21 protein-coding genes and 1 pseudogene are annotated in these 15,486 nt (G+C 65.6%); 6 read left to right on the plus strand and 16 right to left on the minus strand.

Features of this window, described 5'->3' with window-relative positions:
• Nucleotides 1-12: 12 nt before the first annotated feature.
• Together ACH438_RS41655 and ACH438_RS41660 are read right to left on the minus strand one after the other, a co-directional pair.
• Nucleotides 13-204: a DUF397 domain-containing protein gene (locus ACH438_RS41655; protein WP_397015926.1), complete on the minus strand. Its 192-nt coding sequence runs from the start codon at nt 202-204 to the stop codon at nt 13-15.
• Complete coding sequence (locus tag ACH438_RS41660) at nt 201-1,103, minus strand: helix-turn-helix domain-containing protein (RefSeq protein WP_397015928.1); 903 nt, start codon at nt 1,101-1,103, stop codon at nt 201-203. The genes ACH438_RS41655 and ACH438_RS41660 overlap by 4 nt, the downstream gene beginning before the upstream one ends.
• A gap of 304 nt (nt 1,104-1,407) precedes the next feature.
• Here ACH438_RS41660 and ACH438_RS41665 point away from each other — a divergent pair, with 304 nt between their 5' ends.
• The gene (locus ACH438_RS41665) at nt 1,408-1,812 is read left to right on the plus strand and encodes a hypothetical protein (RefSeq protein WP_397015930.1); all 405 of its coding nucleotides are present in this window, start codon (nt 1,408-1,410) and stop codon (nt 1,810-1,812) included.
• 5 nt (nt 1,813-1,817) lie between these two features.
• On the opposite strand, the gene ACH438_RS41670 is transcribed toward ACH438_RS41665, so the two are convergent.
• Nucleotides 1,818-2,603, minus strand: a complete 786-nt coding sequence (locus ACH438_RS41670; protein WP_397015932.1) for a helix-turn-helix transcriptional regulator — start codon at nt 2,601-2,603, stop codon at nt 1,818-1,820.
• Between the two features lie 6 nt (nt 2,604-2,609).
• Complete coding sequence (locus ACH438_RS41675) at nt 2,610-3,032, minus strand: nuclear transport factor 2 family protein (protein ID WP_397015934.1); 423 nt, start codon at nt 3,030-3,032, stop codon at nt 2,610-2,612.
• Between the two features lie 69 nt (nt 3,033-3,101).
• On the opposite strand from ACH438_RS41675, the pseudogene ACH438_RS41680 reads away from it, so the two are divergent.
• Both ACH438_RS41680 and ACH438_RS41685 read left to right on the plus strand, forming a co-directional pair.
• Nucleotides 3,102-3,287, plus strand: a pseudogene (locus ACH438_RS41680) (helix-turn-helix domain-containing protein); the annotation flags it as partial.
• A 36-nt stretch (nt 3,288-3,323) separates the two neighbouring features.
• A complete protein-coding gene (locus tag ACH438_RS41685) occupies nt 3,324-3,692 on the plus strand; it encodes a hypothetical protein (protein ID WP_397016006.1) in 369 nt (122 codons plus the stop codon).
• Nucleotides 3,693-3,705: 13 nt separating this feature from the next.
• Here ACH438_RS41685 and ACH438_RS41690 read toward each other — a convergent pair whose 3' ends face one another.
• The gene (locus ACH438_RS41690) at nt 3,706-5,073 is read right to left on the minus strand and encodes an FAD-dependent monooxygenase (protein ID WP_397015936.1); all 1,368 of its coding nucleotides are present in this window, start codon (nt 5,071-5,073) and stop codon (nt 3,706-3,708) included.
• Between the two features lie 35 nt (nt 5,074-5,108).
• On the opposite strand from ACH438_RS41690, the gene ACH438_RS41695 reads away from it, so the two are divergent.
• A complete protein-coding gene (locus ACH438_RS41695; protein WP_397015938.1) occupies nt 5,109-5,795 on the plus strand; it encodes a TetR/AcrR family transcriptional regulator in 687 nt (228 codons plus the stop codon).
• 65 nt (nt 5,796-5,860) lie between these two features.
• Here ACH438_RS41695 and ACH438_RS41700 read toward each other — a convergent pair whose 3' ends face one another.
• Nucleotides 5,861-6,244, minus strand: a complete 384-nt coding sequence (locus ACH438_RS41700) for a catalase (protein WP_397015940.1) — start codon at nt 6,242-6,244, stop codon at nt 5,861-5,863.
• Nucleotides 6,245-6,259: 15 nt separating this feature from the next.
• On the opposite strand from ACH438_RS41700, the gene ACH438_RS41705 reads away from it, so the two are divergent.
• Complete coding sequence (locus ACH438_RS41705) at nt 6,260-6,724, plus strand: helix-turn-helix domain-containing protein (protein WP_397015942.1); 465 nt, start codon at nt 6,260-6,262, stop codon at nt 6,722-6,724.
• 95 nt (nt 6,725-6,819) lie between these two features.
• Here ACH438_RS41705 and ACH438_RS41710 read toward each other — a convergent pair whose 3' ends face one another.
• Entirely contained in the window at nt 6,820-7,164 is a 345-nt protein-coding gene (locus ACH438_RS41710; protein ID WP_397015944.1) for a VOC family protein, read from the minus strand.
• 64 nt (nt 7,165-7,228) lie between these two features.
• Nucleotides 7,229-7,633: a DUF3224 domain-containing protein gene (locus tag ACH438_RS41715; RefSeq protein ID WP_397015946.1), complete on the minus strand. Its 405-nt coding sequence runs from the start codon at nt 7,631-7,633 to the stop codon at nt 7,229-7,231.
• A 119-nt stretch (nt 7,634-7,752) separates the two neighbouring features.
• Between ACH438_RS41715 and ACH438_RS41720 the strand changes: the two genes are divergently transcribed.
• Nucleotides 7,753-8,169 carry a DoxX family protein gene (locus ACH438_RS41720; RefSeq protein WP_397016004.1) on the plus strand — a complete coding sequence of 139 codons (417 nt, stop codon included), beginning with the start codon at nt 7,753-7,755 and terminating at the stop codon, nt 8,167-8,169.
• 224 nt (nt 8,170-8,393) lie between these two features.
• On the opposite strand, the gene ACH438_RS41725 is transcribed toward ACH438_RS41720, so the two are convergent.
• From ACH438_RS41725 to ACH438_RS41760, 8 genes are all read right to left on the minus strand, one after another.
• The gene (locus ACH438_RS41725) at nt 8,394-9,056 is read right to left on the minus strand and encodes a hypothetical protein (RefSeq protein ID WP_397015948.1); all 663 of its coding nucleotides are present in this window, start codon (nt 9,054-9,056) and stop codon (nt 8,394-8,396) included.
• Nucleotides 9,057-9,059: 3 nt separating this feature from the next.
• The gene (locus ACH438_RS41730) at nt 9,060-9,746 is read right to left on the minus strand and encodes a LuxR C-terminal-related transcriptional regulator (protein ID WP_397015950.1); all 687 of its coding nucleotides are present in this window, start codon (nt 9,744-9,746) and stop codon (nt 9,060-9,062) included.
• A 133-nt stretch (nt 9,747-9,879) separates the two neighbouring features.
• Nucleotides 9,880-10,620 carry a thioesterase II family protein gene (locus ACH438_RS41735; protein WP_397015952.1) on the minus strand — a complete coding sequence of 247 codons (741 nt, stop codon included), beginning with the start codon at nt 10,618-10,620 and terminating at the stop codon, nt 9,880-9,882.
• Nucleotides 10,617-11,924, minus strand: coding sequence for a cation:proton antiporter (locus ACH438_RS41740; RefSeq protein WP_397015954.1), 1,308 nt, complete (start codon nt 11,922-11,924; stop codon nt 10,617-10,619). Before ACH438_RS41740 ends, ACH438_RS41735 begins: the two co-directional genes overlap by 4 nt.
• An 88-nt stretch (nt 11,925-12,012) precedes the next feature.
• Nucleotides 12,013-12,822, minus strand: coding sequence for a PhzF family phenazine biosynthesis protein (locus ACH438_RS41745; RefSeq protein ID WP_397015956.1), 810 nt, complete (start codon nt 12,820-12,822; stop codon nt 12,013-12,015).
• The gene (locus tag ACH438_RS41750) at nt 12,803-13,921 is read right to left on the minus strand and encodes a fatty acid desaturase (RefSeq protein ID WP_397015958.1); all 1,119 of its coding nucleotides are present in this window, start codon (nt 13,919-13,921) and stop codon (nt 12,803-12,805) included. The genes ACH438_RS41745 and ACH438_RS41750 overlap by 20 nt, the downstream gene beginning before the upstream one ends.
• Nucleotides 13,922-13,933: 12 nt before the next feature.
• On the minus strand, nt 13,934-14,614 hold the full coding sequence (locus ACH438_RS41755; RefSeq protein WP_397015960.1) for a TenA family transcriptional regulator: 681 nt from the start codon (nt 14,612-14,614) through the stop codon (nt 13,934-13,936).
• Nucleotides 14,615-14,619: 5 nt separating this feature from the next.
• Nucleotides 14,620-15,486 carry an aspartyl/asparaginyl beta-hydroxylase domain-containing protein gene (locus ACH438_RS41760; RefSeq protein ID WP_397015962.1) on the minus strand — a complete coding sequence of 289 codons (867 nt, stop codon included), beginning with the start codon at nt 15,484-15,486 and terminating at the stop codon, nt 14,620-14,622.

The following is a 15,486-nucleotide window of genomic DNA, read 5'->3' on the forward strand; positions in this document are numbered from 1 at the left end:
CCGTTGCTCGAGTCAGCGTCTCCAGATACCGCTGGTGAGAAAGGTATCCCACGCCTCGGGGGTGAAGGACAGCTCAGGGCCGCCGGGATACTTCGAATCTCGCACACCTACAGCCAGCGCGGTGAATTTCACTTCCACGCATGCGTTGGCCTGCTCGCTTCGACTGGACTTGAACCACTTGTCCCGAGGTGCCGCATCTGTCACGCCGCGTACTCCTTTGCGAATTGCAGCAACATGTCTCGCGTGTCGCCCTCGTTCAACGCTACCTCCTGGAGGCCCGAGACCGCTTCCTGATACTTCCGAACGACATCCTCTCGATCGCTGTAGTCACCGCCGCCCAGCGCGCGCTCGGTATAGACAACCGGCGGTTCGATCGGGCCACGCCGAGGATGAGGGAAGTCCAGCAGGGTGAAGCTCAAGATCGTCAGCCCACAGTGCGAGCCGGCGGCGTAGGGAATCACGCGAATACTGACTTCGTCACGCTCGCTCACTTCGGCCAGCCACAGCAGTTGCGCCGCCATGACTACCGAGCCGCCTGGCTGGTGCCACAGCACCGCCTCGGAAACGATGGCATCCAACCTGAAGCCGTCCTCGTCCAGCTTCGCTTGCCGCCGAGCTGTCAATTCGACCAAGCGTTCCTGATTTACGAGAGACATTGTGGGATCACTGATTCGAGACATCGCTCGGCGATAGTCGGCCGTCTGCAACAGCCCTGGCACCAGAACGAGCTGATGCGTGGTGATCGCGTTGGCCGATGTCTCGAGTCGCAAGAGGTGAGGAAGGTGCGACACGTACTGATCGGCATAATCTCTCCAGTAGCCCTTCGAGTTTCCCTGCAGCCGTTCCATTTTGGCTTGCTCTCGCACTTCGCCCCACATCTCGAGCGCCTCTTCTCTGCACGTGGGGTCGGCGGCGTAGAAGGTGAGCAGGCTCTCCAGCTGCGGGGTCGTGATCTTGGTCAGCTCCCCGTCCTCGAGTCGCCTGATCGTCATCCGCGAGACCTCGACGCGCAATCCGGCCGCCAGCGGAGATTTTCCCGACTTTTCCCTCAATTCGAGCAGTAGTTTTCCAAACGACCTGCGGGAGACAGTAGTTCCGGCCATTTCTTTAGCCTCACTATCAGTAGATGTTCTCCATGAGCATGCTCGCGGTGTGCATCCATCATATTCCGTGTGCAGCACGCTGTGTTCTGTTCAGCCGAGCCGGTCCGGGTGTCTACTGGATTCTCGAGCAACTCGTTCAGTTGTAAATACCTTCATTTCAAGGGGATTCGCATGTTGTCAGCCGTAGTCCAATTGCTCTCGGTCATCACCGCGTTACTTCTGTGCGCCGCCGCGATCGCATGGGCGATCGGGACCGACCGCACGGCAAGCACGGCCACGCGGAGTGGTTCGTCCCTTATCGCGGGTGGCGGACAGTTTCACCGCATTCCCGTCACCAACACCCACCGCCGGCACGGCCGCCATCGGGCCGGGTGAGGACATGTATCCGCAATCGAATGCGACGGCGTCGCCCGATGACCCCCATCAGATCGAATTGCAAGTCATCCAAGACGTTCTCGACGCCGTGGAGTCCCGGATCCGAGAATTGGAAACCCGTGGATGGCGACTGACCGTTCCCCGCTCACGCGTCTACGCCACAGTCCTGCTCGCGGTAGTGGTGAGCGCACGAGAAGCCCACCGCGTCCCAGCCACCCTGGATCGCGCCATGATCCTCGACGACATCCTCGACGGCGCCGAACCATACGACCGTTCCGGAGCGCGGCTACGAGTCGAGGACACCATCCGCGCCTTCACCACTCCGGCAAACTGACAATGTCAGGTGGGTAGGGCGCGTTGGCAGCGTTGGGCGAGGGTTCGGAGTTCGTCGAGGAGTTCGGGTGGTCCGGTGGCGGTGAAGTCGGTGCCGAGGGAGGTGATCATCCAGGCGAGGGAGGCGGGGGTGTCGGCGCCGGTGTGGAACAGGCAGTGGGTGTCGTCGACGGCTTCGAGGATGCCCATGCCGGGCCAGACCTGGTCGGCGAGTTCGGTGGCCGAGGCGTGCAGGGTTATGGTGGTTTGGAAGGGCCAGGCGCCTACCGACATTCGGTGCAGCAGGTAGGTGGTGTAGTCGCCTTCGGGTGGAGTGCGGGGGTCGAAGTGGGGGCCGGTCGGGATGCGGGGGAGGAGTCGGTCGACGCGGAAGGAACGCCATTGATCGAGCGTGGGGACGTAGGCGACGAGGTACCAGTGCTGATACAGGTTGATCACCGCGTGGGGTTCGACGTCCCACTGCGATTCACCGCCGGTGTGGTTGGTGTAGTCGAAGCGCAGGCGTTCGTGTCGATCGCAGCTGCCGGTGACTGCGATCAGCGTGTCCGGATCCACTTGCGAGGCAACGGGTTCGATGCGAACCATGGATCGCTGCAAGGTGTCGAGCCGATGGCGTAGTCGCGAGGGCAGGACCTGTTCGAGTTTGGCGAGGGCACGCTGGGAAGCCTGGGCGATGCCGGGGCCACCGCTGGTGGTGCGCAGGCCGATGGCGACTGCGACGGTTTCCTCGTCGTCGAGCAGCAGCGGGGGCAGCCGGCTGACCGCGTGCCCAGCCGCGCCTGTGTGGCGCATTCCTCCCTAGTGGTCGGAAATAACTTCTGGCGTAGCCTTTTTCGCTCGGGGCAGGTCGCGCGTGATGGCGTCGACCCGGCGGAGCCGACCGTCGGGGGCGAGGTCGCCGAACATGTATACCTCCGTGGCGATCGTGACGCCGGTGCGCATCGTGGCGGTGATCGTGTAGCGAGCCGCGACGTGGTCGCCCGAGGTGAGGGCTTCGGTGACATCGACCCGGCATTGGGTGACGTTCTTGCGGCTCGGTTTGGCGTGGGCTGCCAATCGGTTTCGGTCCATCGGGTGGCCGTCGCTGAGCCAGACGATATCGGGGGTGTGGTACCGATCGACGATGACTTCGGGCGGTTCGGCGCTGAAGGCCATTTCCGTCGCATAGGTACGGAGATAGGCTGCGATGTCGCGGCCGGGAAGGGTACTGGAAGTAGCCATTTACCTGCGCCTTTCAGATAACTCGTACAATACTGTCAAGGTTAGGCTCGTCGGCTAAGCTTGACAAGTATGTCAGAGAAAACGGGTTCGATCCGCCGCCGCAGGAGCGACGCTCGCCGCAGCGTCGAGTCGGTACTCGATGCCGCGATACGGGTACTCGGCGAGCGACCCGACGCGAGTCTCGAGCATGTCGCTGCCGCCGCCGGTGTGAGCCGGCAAACGGTCTACGCCCACTTTCCGTCGAGAGACGCGCTGATTCAGGCTGCGGTCGTGCGCATTACGGCGGAAGTCGTGGCCGACATCGATGCGGCCTGCCTCGACCAGGGTCCGGCAAGTGAAGCCCTGCAACGGTTTCTCGACGTCTGCTGGCGCATCATGGCGCGCTATCCGATGTTGCTGCATTTGCCCCCGGCCGATCCGGCCGACGATCGCGATGCGCACGCACCGGTACTGGGACCGCTCGATCAACTCATCCGCCGTGGCCAGGCCACCGGTGAATTCGACGCCGATCACGCACCGGAATGGCTGCTGACGGCCGTGATGGCGCTCGGTCATGCCGCGGGATCCGAGGTGTCATCCGGTCGTATGTCCGCAGATGCGGCAATCGCGTCGTTTCGATACAGCGCCCGAAAGCTGATCACCGCGCAGGCAATCCAATAACGTTTGCTGCGGCCTACGAACGGCTTACGAAACCGTCTGGGCGGACCAGTAGCGTTCCGTACGGCCAGCCATCGACGAGATGTACCGGAATGTCTGCTGCCACTTCGGGATCGGCCGTGAATATGCACCACTGCGATCGGACCAGATCCAGTGTGGACACGCCGTCGGTTACCCACATGTGCGGCAGGCGGGAGCCCGGTGAGCCGTCGAGGTTGAGGGTGATGTCCTCGGTGGAGGGGAGATCGGTGCTGCCGTAGCGGTAGCCCATGTGCACGACCGGTGCGTTGATCGCTCCCGCTACCCTGCGCGCTTCTGCCATGTCCTTGCCCCAGTGCAGGGATGGATCGTTGAATCGCAAGTATGCCTGGCTCATTGTCATGACGGCCACGGGATGGCGTTCTTCGTGGTAGGTCTCGAGGAGTTCGGGGCCGGCTTCATCGCGCAGTACGTGGGCGAGTTTCCAGGCGAGATTGTGTGCGTCGGAGATGCCGGCGTTCAGGCCGAAGGCACCCAGTGGGGGGATGGCGTGGGCGGCGTCGCCTACCAGGAAGACTCGGCCGACGGAGAGACGATCAGCTACCTGACCGCGTCCTCGGAACTTGAGCACGCTGCGGATTTTCACCTCGATGGAGGGGTCGCCGATCGCGGTGCGGAGGAGGTCGGGTGTCGGGTCGGTGTCGAGGGTGGTGAGGAAGACCCACTCGTGTTTGCCGTCGACGGTGACCAGCAGGCCGGGTGCGTCCGGGTGCTCGATGTTGCACATTGCGAACGGCTTTCGCGGATGCAGGTCGGCATCGAAAAGGATGCTCGTTGTCTCCCGGCCCATCACGCCGGGACCGGTGACGCCGACGCCGAGGATCTGGCGGACTCGGCTGCGCACGCCGTCGGCGCCCACCAGGTAGCGCGCCCGCACGACACGTCCGTCGGACAGGGTCGCGGTGACGCCGCTGGAATCTTGCTCGAATGAGTCGAGGGCCGCGCCGAATTCCACGTCGCCGGCCCTGGTGATCAGGACGCGGTCGAGCCGGTTCTGGGCGCAGGTGCCGCGGATCCGGGCTGGGGTGTAGGTGATCTCGGCCGAGCTCTTCGCCCTCCACTCTGCGGCTTCGGCGAAGTCGGCCTCGGCGAGGGTGCGCCCTTTGATCTTGCCTGCTTGCAAGTCGACCGCGGCCTCGTTGACTGCTTGTTCCAGGCCGACCTCCCGCAGGATCTCCACCGACCGCGACCCGATGCCGGTAGCCCTGGGATGGGGCGACAGTCCCGGTTTCTCTTCGACGACAAGGGTTTTGACGCCGTGGTGGCGTAACAAGACCGCGAGCATCAGTCCGACGGATCCGCCGCCTGCGATCAAGACATCAGTGGGCACAGTGTTCCCATTCATGGGCACACTGTACCCATGTCTGTAGACTCCCGTCCATGTCGCTTATCTGGGACCGTGAGCCGTACCGGCCGAAAAGCCAGGCCCTGAGCGTGGAGCGGATCGTGGACGCGTCCGTCGCCATCGCCGATGCCGAGGGGCTCGACGCGCTGTCGATGCGCCGCGTCGCCGCCGAGCTGTCGACCGGCACGACCACGCTCTACCGCTACGTGGACGGCCGAGACGACCTGCTCGACCTCATGGCGGATGCGGTACATGGCGACCAAGTGCCGCTGACGGGAGACTGGCGTGCCGACCTCGAGGACTACGCCCATCACGTGCGCGAGCTGTGGCTGCGCCACACGTGGCTGGCCCCGCTGCTGGCCACCCGGCCACTGCTCGGTCCGAACTGGCTGCGCGGCCTGGAACACGCCCTTGCCGCGGCCGCTCCTCTTACTTCCGACATCGCCGACGCCGCCTCGGCTGTCGGGCTGATCCGGGACTACGTACGTGGCGCGGTCATGCGTGAAATCTCCGAGAAGGAGACCCAGCGGCGCACCGGTCAGACCGAGGACCAGTGGCGCGCCGCCGTCGCCCCGTACCTGCGCAAGATCATCGGGAGCGGCGCGTATCCCCAGGTTTCGCGCTTCATCGAAGCCGCCGATCCGAGTGCGGCCGAACAGTTCTCGCAGGGGCTGCGTCGGATACTGGCCGGGATCGCGGACTCTCACCAGACGCCGGAGTGATCAAGAACCCACCGAGACCGATCCCGCCTGTTGCATTCAGCAAGCGCGGAGCTTCCCGAATAGGGCTACATGGATCCGTGAATGCTCGGCTCGCCACTGCGCCGATTGAGCGATTCGGCATATGCCCGAGCGCGGAAGGCCAGGATGGGGTCATCGGACAGCTCGATTCCCGGCGTTGATCTTGTGGGACCGAATCCTTCTGCTTCCCAATGGTCCTGGTCGTCGACGGGCGCGCTGAGTTCGAGGCGCCCAGCGGTGATCTCGCGGCGCTGGTCGGGCCAGGCGATGGTGGGGTCGTGGGTCGGATCGTCGGCTTCTCCCAGCTGCACGCGAAGGGTGAACGCGACCGGCTGGTGTTCGAGTCGCTCAGCGAGTTCGGTCGTGAGGTAGTTGTCTGCGCTGGTGGCTATTTCGTCGTCGGTTTGCGGAACGATGGTGAGCGGGGCCATGTTTCGGTCGCCGACGTGTTCGACCAGCGTGGCGCGAGGCAGCAGCAGCGCTGTGGACGCGGCGCGCCAGGATCCGCCGCCGCACGCGACGCCCTTGTCGTCCTGCTGGCGGGCCTGATCGCGGGCGGCGTGCGCGTCGGCGATCCGCTGCTCACCGACTCACTGATCGCTGCGGCGACCTCGTTCACCGAAGCCCATCTACATGAACCGGATCTGGCGCCCGCGATGATCGCCCGCGCACTGTGCGTATCGGTACGGACCCTGCACCGTGCGTTCGCCACGACCGATGAAACCCTGATGGCCTACGTGCGCCGACGCCGGCTCGAGCGTGCCCGCGACGCTCTCCGCCACGCAGCCACCGTCGCTCAGGTCGCCGAGCGCTGGCATTTCGCCGACACCAGCCACTTCCGCCGCGCCTACAAAGCTCAATTCGGCCACCCGCCACGGACCGCTTCGAACTCCAGGGAAGCTGCCCGATGATGTTGCCCCTCCACCGCATCGCGCCGCCCGATTCGGTCAGCGCGATGCGGCTTTCCGTGCGTTGCTCGGAGCTTGAGGGCTGATCTACCGAGGCATCACGCCTGCACGGTTCGCGACCAGACGGCGAGCTCGGCACCGCCCGGCTCGCGGAAGTGGAAGCGGCGACCGCCAGGGAAATCGAAAGGCTCGACCGTGATGACCCCGCCGGCACCCTCGACGGCACGGCGCGCTTCCTCGAGGTCGTCGGTGTGAACGGTCAACAGCGGCGCCGCGGGCCGCTCCTCGGCGTCCGCCTGAAAGCCCAACGAGATCCCGGCGCCCTGCACGTCGGCATAGTCGGGACCGTAGGCGGTCGCCGTCCAGCCGAAGGCCTTCTCGAAGAACGCGCTCGACGCGCCTGCCGATGTGGAGGGGAACTCCACGAAGTCGATGGTGTACACGGGTCGAGAGTAGGGGTTACGACCGACAGCCGCTGTGAAGCCCGACGTCGGGTGCGTGACAGCTTCAAGGGAGCTGGTACCGCAACTCCATTCGCATGAAGGGGTAATCGGTGCGCCTGGAGTTGCTCTCGAAATGCCCGCTGATGCCGGCGAGCTCGCCCGTGCCCGAGCTGTGGATGATGTTCATGAGGTTGAGAGATGCTACGTCGTTGAAGCCGCCGGTGCCGCTGAGGGCGAATGTGCCTGGGCGTCCGGCAATTTCGGCTGTCAATCGCATGAGCGAGGAGAAAGCGCCCGTGCCGTCGGGGCGGTAGAACAGCGTCATGTCGAGGGTGCCGGCGGTCAGCTCATCGGTTCCCTCGGTCAGTGTGACGTGGGCGCGAGTGATCTTGCTGCCGTCGTCGAATTCTTGCTCGGGTGTCTCGTTCCAGTCGGCGATTCGGACTGCAGTTGCAATCATCTCCCACATGAATCAATCGTAAGCACGTGCAGGGCATCGGTTGGGCGGTGTCGAGGCACAGGAAGAGCCGTTCGGACATTGGAATCGCGCCGCTGTCACGTTGTGACCGCGCGGGCGGTCAGCGACGTATGACTTACGCACACACTTGGCCCGGATGGGTCGCGGCTGCTTTTCTGTGGTTCCTCGCCTTCGAGTTCCTGATGGGGGCGATAACCAAGTTCTGGCCAGGGCCGACATTTTTCGGGCCTGCGTATTCGGTCAGGTTCCCTGAATGGGGTTGGCCTGCTTGGTTCCGGTTCGTCGTCGGCGGGCTCGAAGGCGGGTGCGCGGTGCTGCTGGCGCTCCCGTACCGCGAGGCGCGATTCCTCGGCGCCGTCGTCCTGATACTTGTGCTGACCGGTGCTGTGGTCACGCACATCATCAACCATCACGGGCGGAAGGAGAGTTTCGCGGCGCCGCTGCATCTGGTCATCATGGCGATCGTGGCGCTGGCTACGTGGCCGCCCGAGTGGATGGACATCGTCCGAGTGAAGCAGTGGTCGTAGCGCGAATCTTGCTATGAGATACGCGGATTGAAGCTGACACATCGATGTGCAGAATGCACATGGGGTCTCTGCAGAGTGCATGCCCGGGTGGTGCGGCATGCACTACCTGGCGACGTGTGTGGCGATGAGACTTGGCATGTCGGAGCCGCCGAGGCGCAGTGGGGCGGGTACTTCGGCTACCTCGCCGGCTACCTCTGGAAAGTCGCCGTCAACGGCTGATTTCGCTACTTCGTGACCCGCAGCGGGAGTACAGCGGCGCGGTGGTCGGGGGCGGACTCGCTCGGGTCCGAGAGGAGGCCCCATTGGCTGGCGAGGGCGATTGCCTCGTGGCGGTTGCGGGCGCCCATGCGGGCGTACACATCTGCGAGGCGGCGGAAGATCTCGCGTTGGGAATAGCCTTCCTCTCGGGCCAGGCGGACCACCGAGGTGCCGTGGGCGAGGGCGCGGAGCCAGCGGACTTCCTCGGTGCGGAGGACGCCACGGTCGGGGGCGCCGAGGGAGGAGCGGGCGAGGGATTGGACTACCCGGGTCGGCAAGACGGTTTGGCCGGCGATGGCCGAGCGGACCACTGCGACAATCTCGTCCGGGGGAGAATCCCAGCGGACGGCAGCGTGGGCACCTGCGCGAAGGGCGCTGCGGAAATCGGAGTACCCCGCCGACACCAGCACCGAGACCACCACCAGATGCGGGAAGCCCGCCGCGAGCTCGCGGATCGGTCGCATGTCGGTGGTGTGGGCTGTTACTACCGCGGCATCGACCGGATGGCGGTGGATCCAGGCGGTTGTCGCCTCCGGCTCGGCGACCTCGAAGCCGCCACGTTCCAGGACAGTGGTCAAACCCGCACGGAATGTGGGTATTTCGTCTACCACGATCAGTTTCTCGTCCATGGCTCAACGGCTTTCCCGCTGGGCGATGACCTTGGACCGCAGACCGACTGTCGCCGAATGCAATCCGTGCGGCCTGGTCGGCATCTCATCGACGGGGTCGCGGTCGAGCTGGCCGAGCAACGCTGCACGCGTCAGCTCTGCCTTGTTGCCCACGCCGAGTTTGGCTCGGATGCGGCGTACATAGGTGTCGACGGTGTGTGGGCTGATGCCGAGGCGGACCGCGATCTGTGCGTGGGTCAGGCCGTGGGCGATCTGGCGTAATACCTGGGTCTCGCGGGAGGACAGGCGGCGGCCGCCGGTGTGGGCGGGTTCGGGTGGGGGTGATGCCGCTTCGTTGCGGGTGGCGGCGCCGGAGGAGACCAGCCGGACTGCGCGGACGATGCTTTCGCCCGGTTCCGATTTGCCGATCACCCCGGTGGCGCCGGCTTGCAGGTAGAGCTCGTCGGCGACGGTGCCCTCCTCCTCGTCGAGGACGAGCACCGCGGCCGATTTCGCGGCTTCGGTGATGGGGCTCAGATCTCCGGTGGCCGACAGGACCGCGGCGTCGATCAATGCGGTGTCGGCCAGCCAGAAGGGGTGTTCCTCAGCGGTGGCGCGTACCGCGACCACTTTGATTCCTGCCGCGTTCAAAGTCTGACGTAGACCCATGAGAAACAACGGCGACTTGATGAGTAGATCCGTCCGAATCACAAGACCTCCCCGGACACTTCCCGGCTGCTGAATGCGCCTGCCGTCGTGTCCACGGAGGGGTCCGTCGGTCTCGGTGGCGCGGCGCCCACCGAGTCTGCCGACCAAAACCTTACGGTCTCTGGATGATTCGCTTTCAGAGTCCGGCGCGCAGGGTCTCGAGCAGCTCCGCAGGGGCTTGCGTGAAGCGCTCGTGCACACCGTCGAACACCGTGAATGTAGTGTCCCCGCACCTCGGCCAGCCAGCCATCAATTCCGGTGGCACTTCGGTATCGGCGCGCCAGCCTATCGCGGTGATGGGGGAGTGCAACCGCAGGGGGCGCGGGACCACGTATCGGCGGCTGGCCTCGATATCGGCGCGCAGCATGGTGCGGTACAGGGAGACCAGTTCGCGTTGCGGCTCGTTGCCTTGGGCGCGGATGGTGGCCTCGAGTTCCTCGGTCAGTTCGTCGTCGGTCATGGTTAACATTCGGCCGACCGGTCCGTCTTGCGGGGCCAATTGTGATGAGACGTACAACCTTGCGGCGATCGGACCGCCTGCGGACTGCAACTGCGTGGTCACCTCATACGCCAGCAGCGCCGACCAGCAGTGGCCGAAGAAAGCGAACGGGACGTCGAACCAAGGAGTCAGCCCGGTAATCATCTGGGCGGCCAACTCCTCGAAGCTTCCCGGCACCGGTTCACCGAAACGTGGTAGGCGGCCCGGCAATTCGACAGGGAGGAAGTCGACTCCGCCGAGTTGTAGTGGCCAGGACGCGAATACGCCGGCTCCATATCCTGCGTGTGGCAGGCAGAACACCCGCCCGGTTGCCGTCGGTGTCGGCGGGCGTGGCAGCCACTTATCGGCGACCCGCCGACGATCCTGTTGTGTCGTCACGACATTGCCTCTCTTCCCTCGATCGTGGCACGCGGGGCCATGTCCGCCTGTGCGCGAGCTTCCGGATAGACAAGGCGCAGTAGCACTCCCGTCATCGCGGTCGTCACCAACGCCATCACCACCATCAGCGAATACAACCGGCCATCGAGCACATGCAGTTGCCGGCCGACGGTCAGCACGATGAGTTCGGTGAGCCCACGAGTATTGATCAGGATCGCCAGCACAGCCGAATGCCGAACTCGCACACCGCTGAATCGGGCCCCCGCGTACGCGCCCAACCCCTTGCCGCCGATCGCCACCAGCAGGATGAGACCCAGCTCGCCGAACGCCGCCGCATCCAAGTTCGACAGGTTCACGTTCAGGCCTGCTGACATGAAGAACACCGGCAGCAACAGGACGGCACAGACAGCGCGTACCTTCGGGATTGCCCATTCACGCAGGCGCACAGCGTGCTCGCGCGGCATCGCCACCCCGAACAGGAATGCGCCGAAGATCAAGTGCAGGCCCATCCATTGGGTTGCCTGCGCCGACAACCACAAGCCGCCCCCGATCACAGCCACCGCGGCCGCCCACGCGGGGATTCTTGCCCACGGTCGGCCATCCCGGTCCAGTGCGCGGTCATCCCGATCCAACGCGTCGAGGCGCCGCGCCAGCCGGGCCAGCAGGGGCCGAACCACCAACAGCAGCACCGCCGCGAAGGGCACGATCAGCGCGATCCGCCACAGCCCGGCCACGCTGGAGGCGTTCGCCGCGACCACCGCCAGCAGTGACCAAGCCAGAAGGTCGTCCAACGAGGCACAAGCCAGTGCGAGCGCGCCGATAGGAGTACGCAGTAACCCTCGGTCGGCGAGAATGCGGGCCAGCACCGGGAACGCGGTCACCGCCATCGCAGTGCCGAAGAAGAGCACGAACGCCGTACGCGAAGTCCCGGGATGATGGCCATACAGATACAGCGCCAGCACAGCTCCGAGGCCGAACGGCACGATGATCGCGCTCGCCGCCACCCCCGCCGCCACTCTGCCCTGACCGCGCAACAGGTTCCGGTCCAGTTCCACGCCGATGAGGAACATGAACACGCCGACTCCGATGTTGGCCAGCGCGGTCAGCGACGGCAGTACCGCCGTCGGAAACAGCGCGTGGGTCACCGCGCCGCTGAACAGGGTGGGCCCCAGCAGGATCCCGCCGAGGATCTCACCGATCACCGGCGGCTGACCCAGCCGCCGGGCCAGCCGGCCCAGCAACTGAGCCACCGCGGCGATCACCGCGAGATCCAGCACCAGGAGCGCGAGGGTATGCGCGCTCATCGCCGCGCGCCTTCGAACAACAGCAGCGCGAGGGCCTGCGCCTTCATTGCCAGACGCTTTCGACTATTAGCGCTGCGAGGGCGCGCGTTCATTGCCGAGCACCCTCGAGTGGACGGTCCTCGCGCACCTCGCCGCGCAGCACCGCACTGCCGAGCACTTGGACCCGATCGCCGTTGTTGTGCACCTCGAGTCGGCCGCCGCGCTCGGAGAGCTGGACCGTGTGCAGCGTGTCCCGGCCCAGTCGCGCACCCCAGTAGGGGCCGAGTTTGCAGTGCGCGGTGACGCACACCTGGTCCTCGTTCACCCCGAGTGCGGGGAAGAAGGTGCGGGAGACGAAATCGGTTCCGTCCCCGCCGGAATCGGTGCGGGCGGTGAGGATGTGGCCGCGATAGGGCAGGGCGCCGAGGGCCGGGAAATCCGGTGTGGCCGTGCGCACCGCCTCCACCGAATCGACCTCGACCAAAATGTCGTCACTGGATACTGCGCACGACACGGCCGCCTCGACCCCGAGCGCGGCGAGCAGCCCTGGCGGCGGCTCGCACACGGTGAGCGCCGCCGCGGGCAGGTCGATGGCGATCAGCTCGCCGATCCGTTCCGTGTGCAGCACCGCGCTGCCGGCCACGAAGGCGAGCCGGTCACGGTCGCTGCCCGAGAGCAGCACCCGTGCACTGGCGATCGTCGCGTGGCCGCACAGGTTGATCTCCTTGAACGGGGTGAACCAGCGCACCAGATACTCGCCCGGCCCGGACTCGATCACGAAAGCCGTTGTCGGCAAGGCGATCCGATGTGCCGTCTGTTGCATTTCGATGGCCGATGGGAACTCGGCCACCTGTACCACCGCGGCAGGATTGCCCGCGTGTTCCGCGTCGGCGAAGGTGTCAACGATGTGATGGTGCATTGCCGAAGTCCTCCTCGCGGCCGGCCAGGCTGCGGAACATCAGGTCGATCGCCGCTCCCATGCCCCAGACCTCCCGGTATGGCGGGCCTTCCGGCCCGGTGTCGATATCGTGCTGGCGCGCATAGGCGGCCGTCGTCCACTCCGGAGTGGACGGATAGCGGTGGTGGTAATCGTGATTGGGCAGATCTCCCACCACGACGAGCAGCCGAGCGGGTAGGTGGTAGCCGAAGTTGACCGCGGTCCACCGCAGCCAGGCCAGCGGACCGCCGCCGCGGGCGGGTACCGCCGACCCGCAGAAGCGGGCGGCGGTGTTGGACGCGGTGTAGAAGCGGTGGCCCAGTTGGGGATCGCGCGGCGCCAGCCAGGTGTGCTCGCCGAGTCGATCGAGCAGCGCACTCAACTGGGCGAACAGGATCACCGGTACAACGAAGGCCAGCAGCAGCACCAGCCAGCCGTGCGGCAGCCAGAACGGCAGTGACAGCCACCAGCCGATCCAACCCACGAAACCGACCATCCGCCACGGCTTTCCGTGCAGGTTGCTGCCCACGCGGCCGGTGAACCCGTGCCAGTAGAACATCGGCGAGAGGAACACCAGCCACGCCCGCCGCCACAGTGCGGCCCGGCTCAGCCCCGGACGGAATCCGAGCGCCTGCAGGAACTGCACCGGCGGGTCGGCGGCGGTCGCGAAAACCTCACGGCGATGGTGATTGTCGAAGTGCTCCTCCTTGAAGTCGCCGAAGGTGTGGAACACCGACAGCACGGTGACGACCTCACCCCAGAACGCGTCCTGGCGTTTACTGCCCGAGAATCGCCGGTGCAGGGCCTGATGGGCGATGACCAGCACCATGAGCCGTTCGCCGTGCACGGTCAGCACCCAGCCCACCAACAGGGCCAGGTACCAGAGCGGGAACATCATGCTGACCGCCACCGTGGACACGGCCAGGCCGGTGAGGAAGATGGCCAGGGTCAGGGCCAGATAACTGGCCCACCCGTGCCGGATGAGTGGACGCTGTCCAGGCAGGGCCCGGCCGGTCTGCCAGGTCCAGAAGTGTTGTGTCCAGCCGGGAAAACGCAGATAGGTGGCCCGGATATCGTCCACGGCGCACCTCGCTCAGCGACCGGCCCCGACGCCGGTCTCGGCGGCGAGCCGGTCGAAGAATCCGATCCACAGCTGCCACATCTCGTCGGCGGCCTGCAAGACCGTATCCTCTTGCGCCGGAGTCATTCCGGTGAGCAGCGCGTGATTGGCCTCCTCGACGTGATCGGGTTCCTGCTGCACATGGATGGAGACCCAGGCGTTGTCGGTGACGCCGGTGGTGTGCACGATGGCCTTGCCGATGCTGGAGACCATGAGCAGGTCGGTGTTCTCGGTGGCGAAGATGAATCCCAGTGCGCTCTCGGGTGCCTCGGAGGCGCGCCGATAGCCTTCGACCAGCGCGGCGGTTTCCGGGTAGGGCGCGGTTCCGGTGACGCGGCCGGCGTCGAATCCGCAGGCGCGCATCGACTCGGTGTAGATGACCTCGTGGGCCTTCTCGACCGCGCCGCCGCCGGCCTCCTGATTGAGGATGCGGGTGATGGCGCTCTTGGCGGCGATATCGGGCAGGACCGCCACGCAGCGCGCCAGGAAGGTGGGGAAGTAATGCAAGGGGTGCCACCACTGTTCGATGAGGATGGCGGCCTGCTCCTTGCTCAGGTCGGCGTCGTCGACGCCGGCGAAGAACGGGTGTTCGCGGAAGGCGCGGTAGATCGGGCTGGCGTCGAGCCGGTCACCGACCGTGAGTCGAGTGGTCATCGGAATTACTCCTTGCTGTCGGAACGATCGAGAGTGAAGTACTGCCGCAACTCCTGAATCTGCGGCAGGACAGTGGGATCGGCGCAGGCACGGGCGAGCGCGGTCATGGTGTCCCAGGCGAAGTCCTCGCCGCCGTCGAAGCGGAAGTGGGTCTTGATGACGAGGCTGAAGACGTCGCGATAGTTGTCGATGGTGAGCAGATCGGCCAGACGCCGCAGCTCCTGGCGGCGGGAGTCGGGCAGGGGCGGGCGAGTGATGCGCGATTCGGCCGGGAAACGGTCGCCGGTGCTGGCGTTGGCGAGCCGCAACAGCGGGCCGGAATCCGGACGGTCCGCGAAATCGAAGATGAGATGGATGCGCGCCTTCCGCTCGAAGGAAGCCACCGAATGCACTTGGGCGGCATCGAAGAACCAGACTTCGCCTGCGCGCATGCGATAGACGGTGTTGTCTTCGCTGAAGAAGCAGTTGTCGTGGGTGATCAGCGGGATGTGCAGCCGATGCGCGGGGCGCTGATCCTCGGGCAGCTCGCCGAGTTCGAGGTAGTCGCGGTGCGGGATGATCACGCTGTCGGAAACCACGGCCAGGCGCACGAATTGGAGCAGGTCCGGTTCGGCGACGGCACTGATGATGTCCTGCAGATAGGGCAGGCGCGCGCCGTAATCGGTGAAGGTCGGGCGTTGCTCGTAGGCGTATTCGGTGACCAGACCGCTGCCGGTGTCGCCGCCGGCGGCCCAGAGCATGGCGTTCTTCCACGGGCCGCCGATGAGGTAGTTGCTGTAGGCCTCGGAGTAGCGGAAGGTCTCGGCTTGGGCGAGGTCCTTGGCGAGGCGGTCCTCGTCGAGCGAGATCGTGGTCACGTAGCTGGTTTTCAT

This window comes from Nocardia sp. NPDC020380 (assembly GCF_044386975.1).
Taxonomy (GTDB): Bacteria; Actinomycetota; Actinomycetes; order Mycobacteriales; family Mycobacteriaceae; genus Nocardia.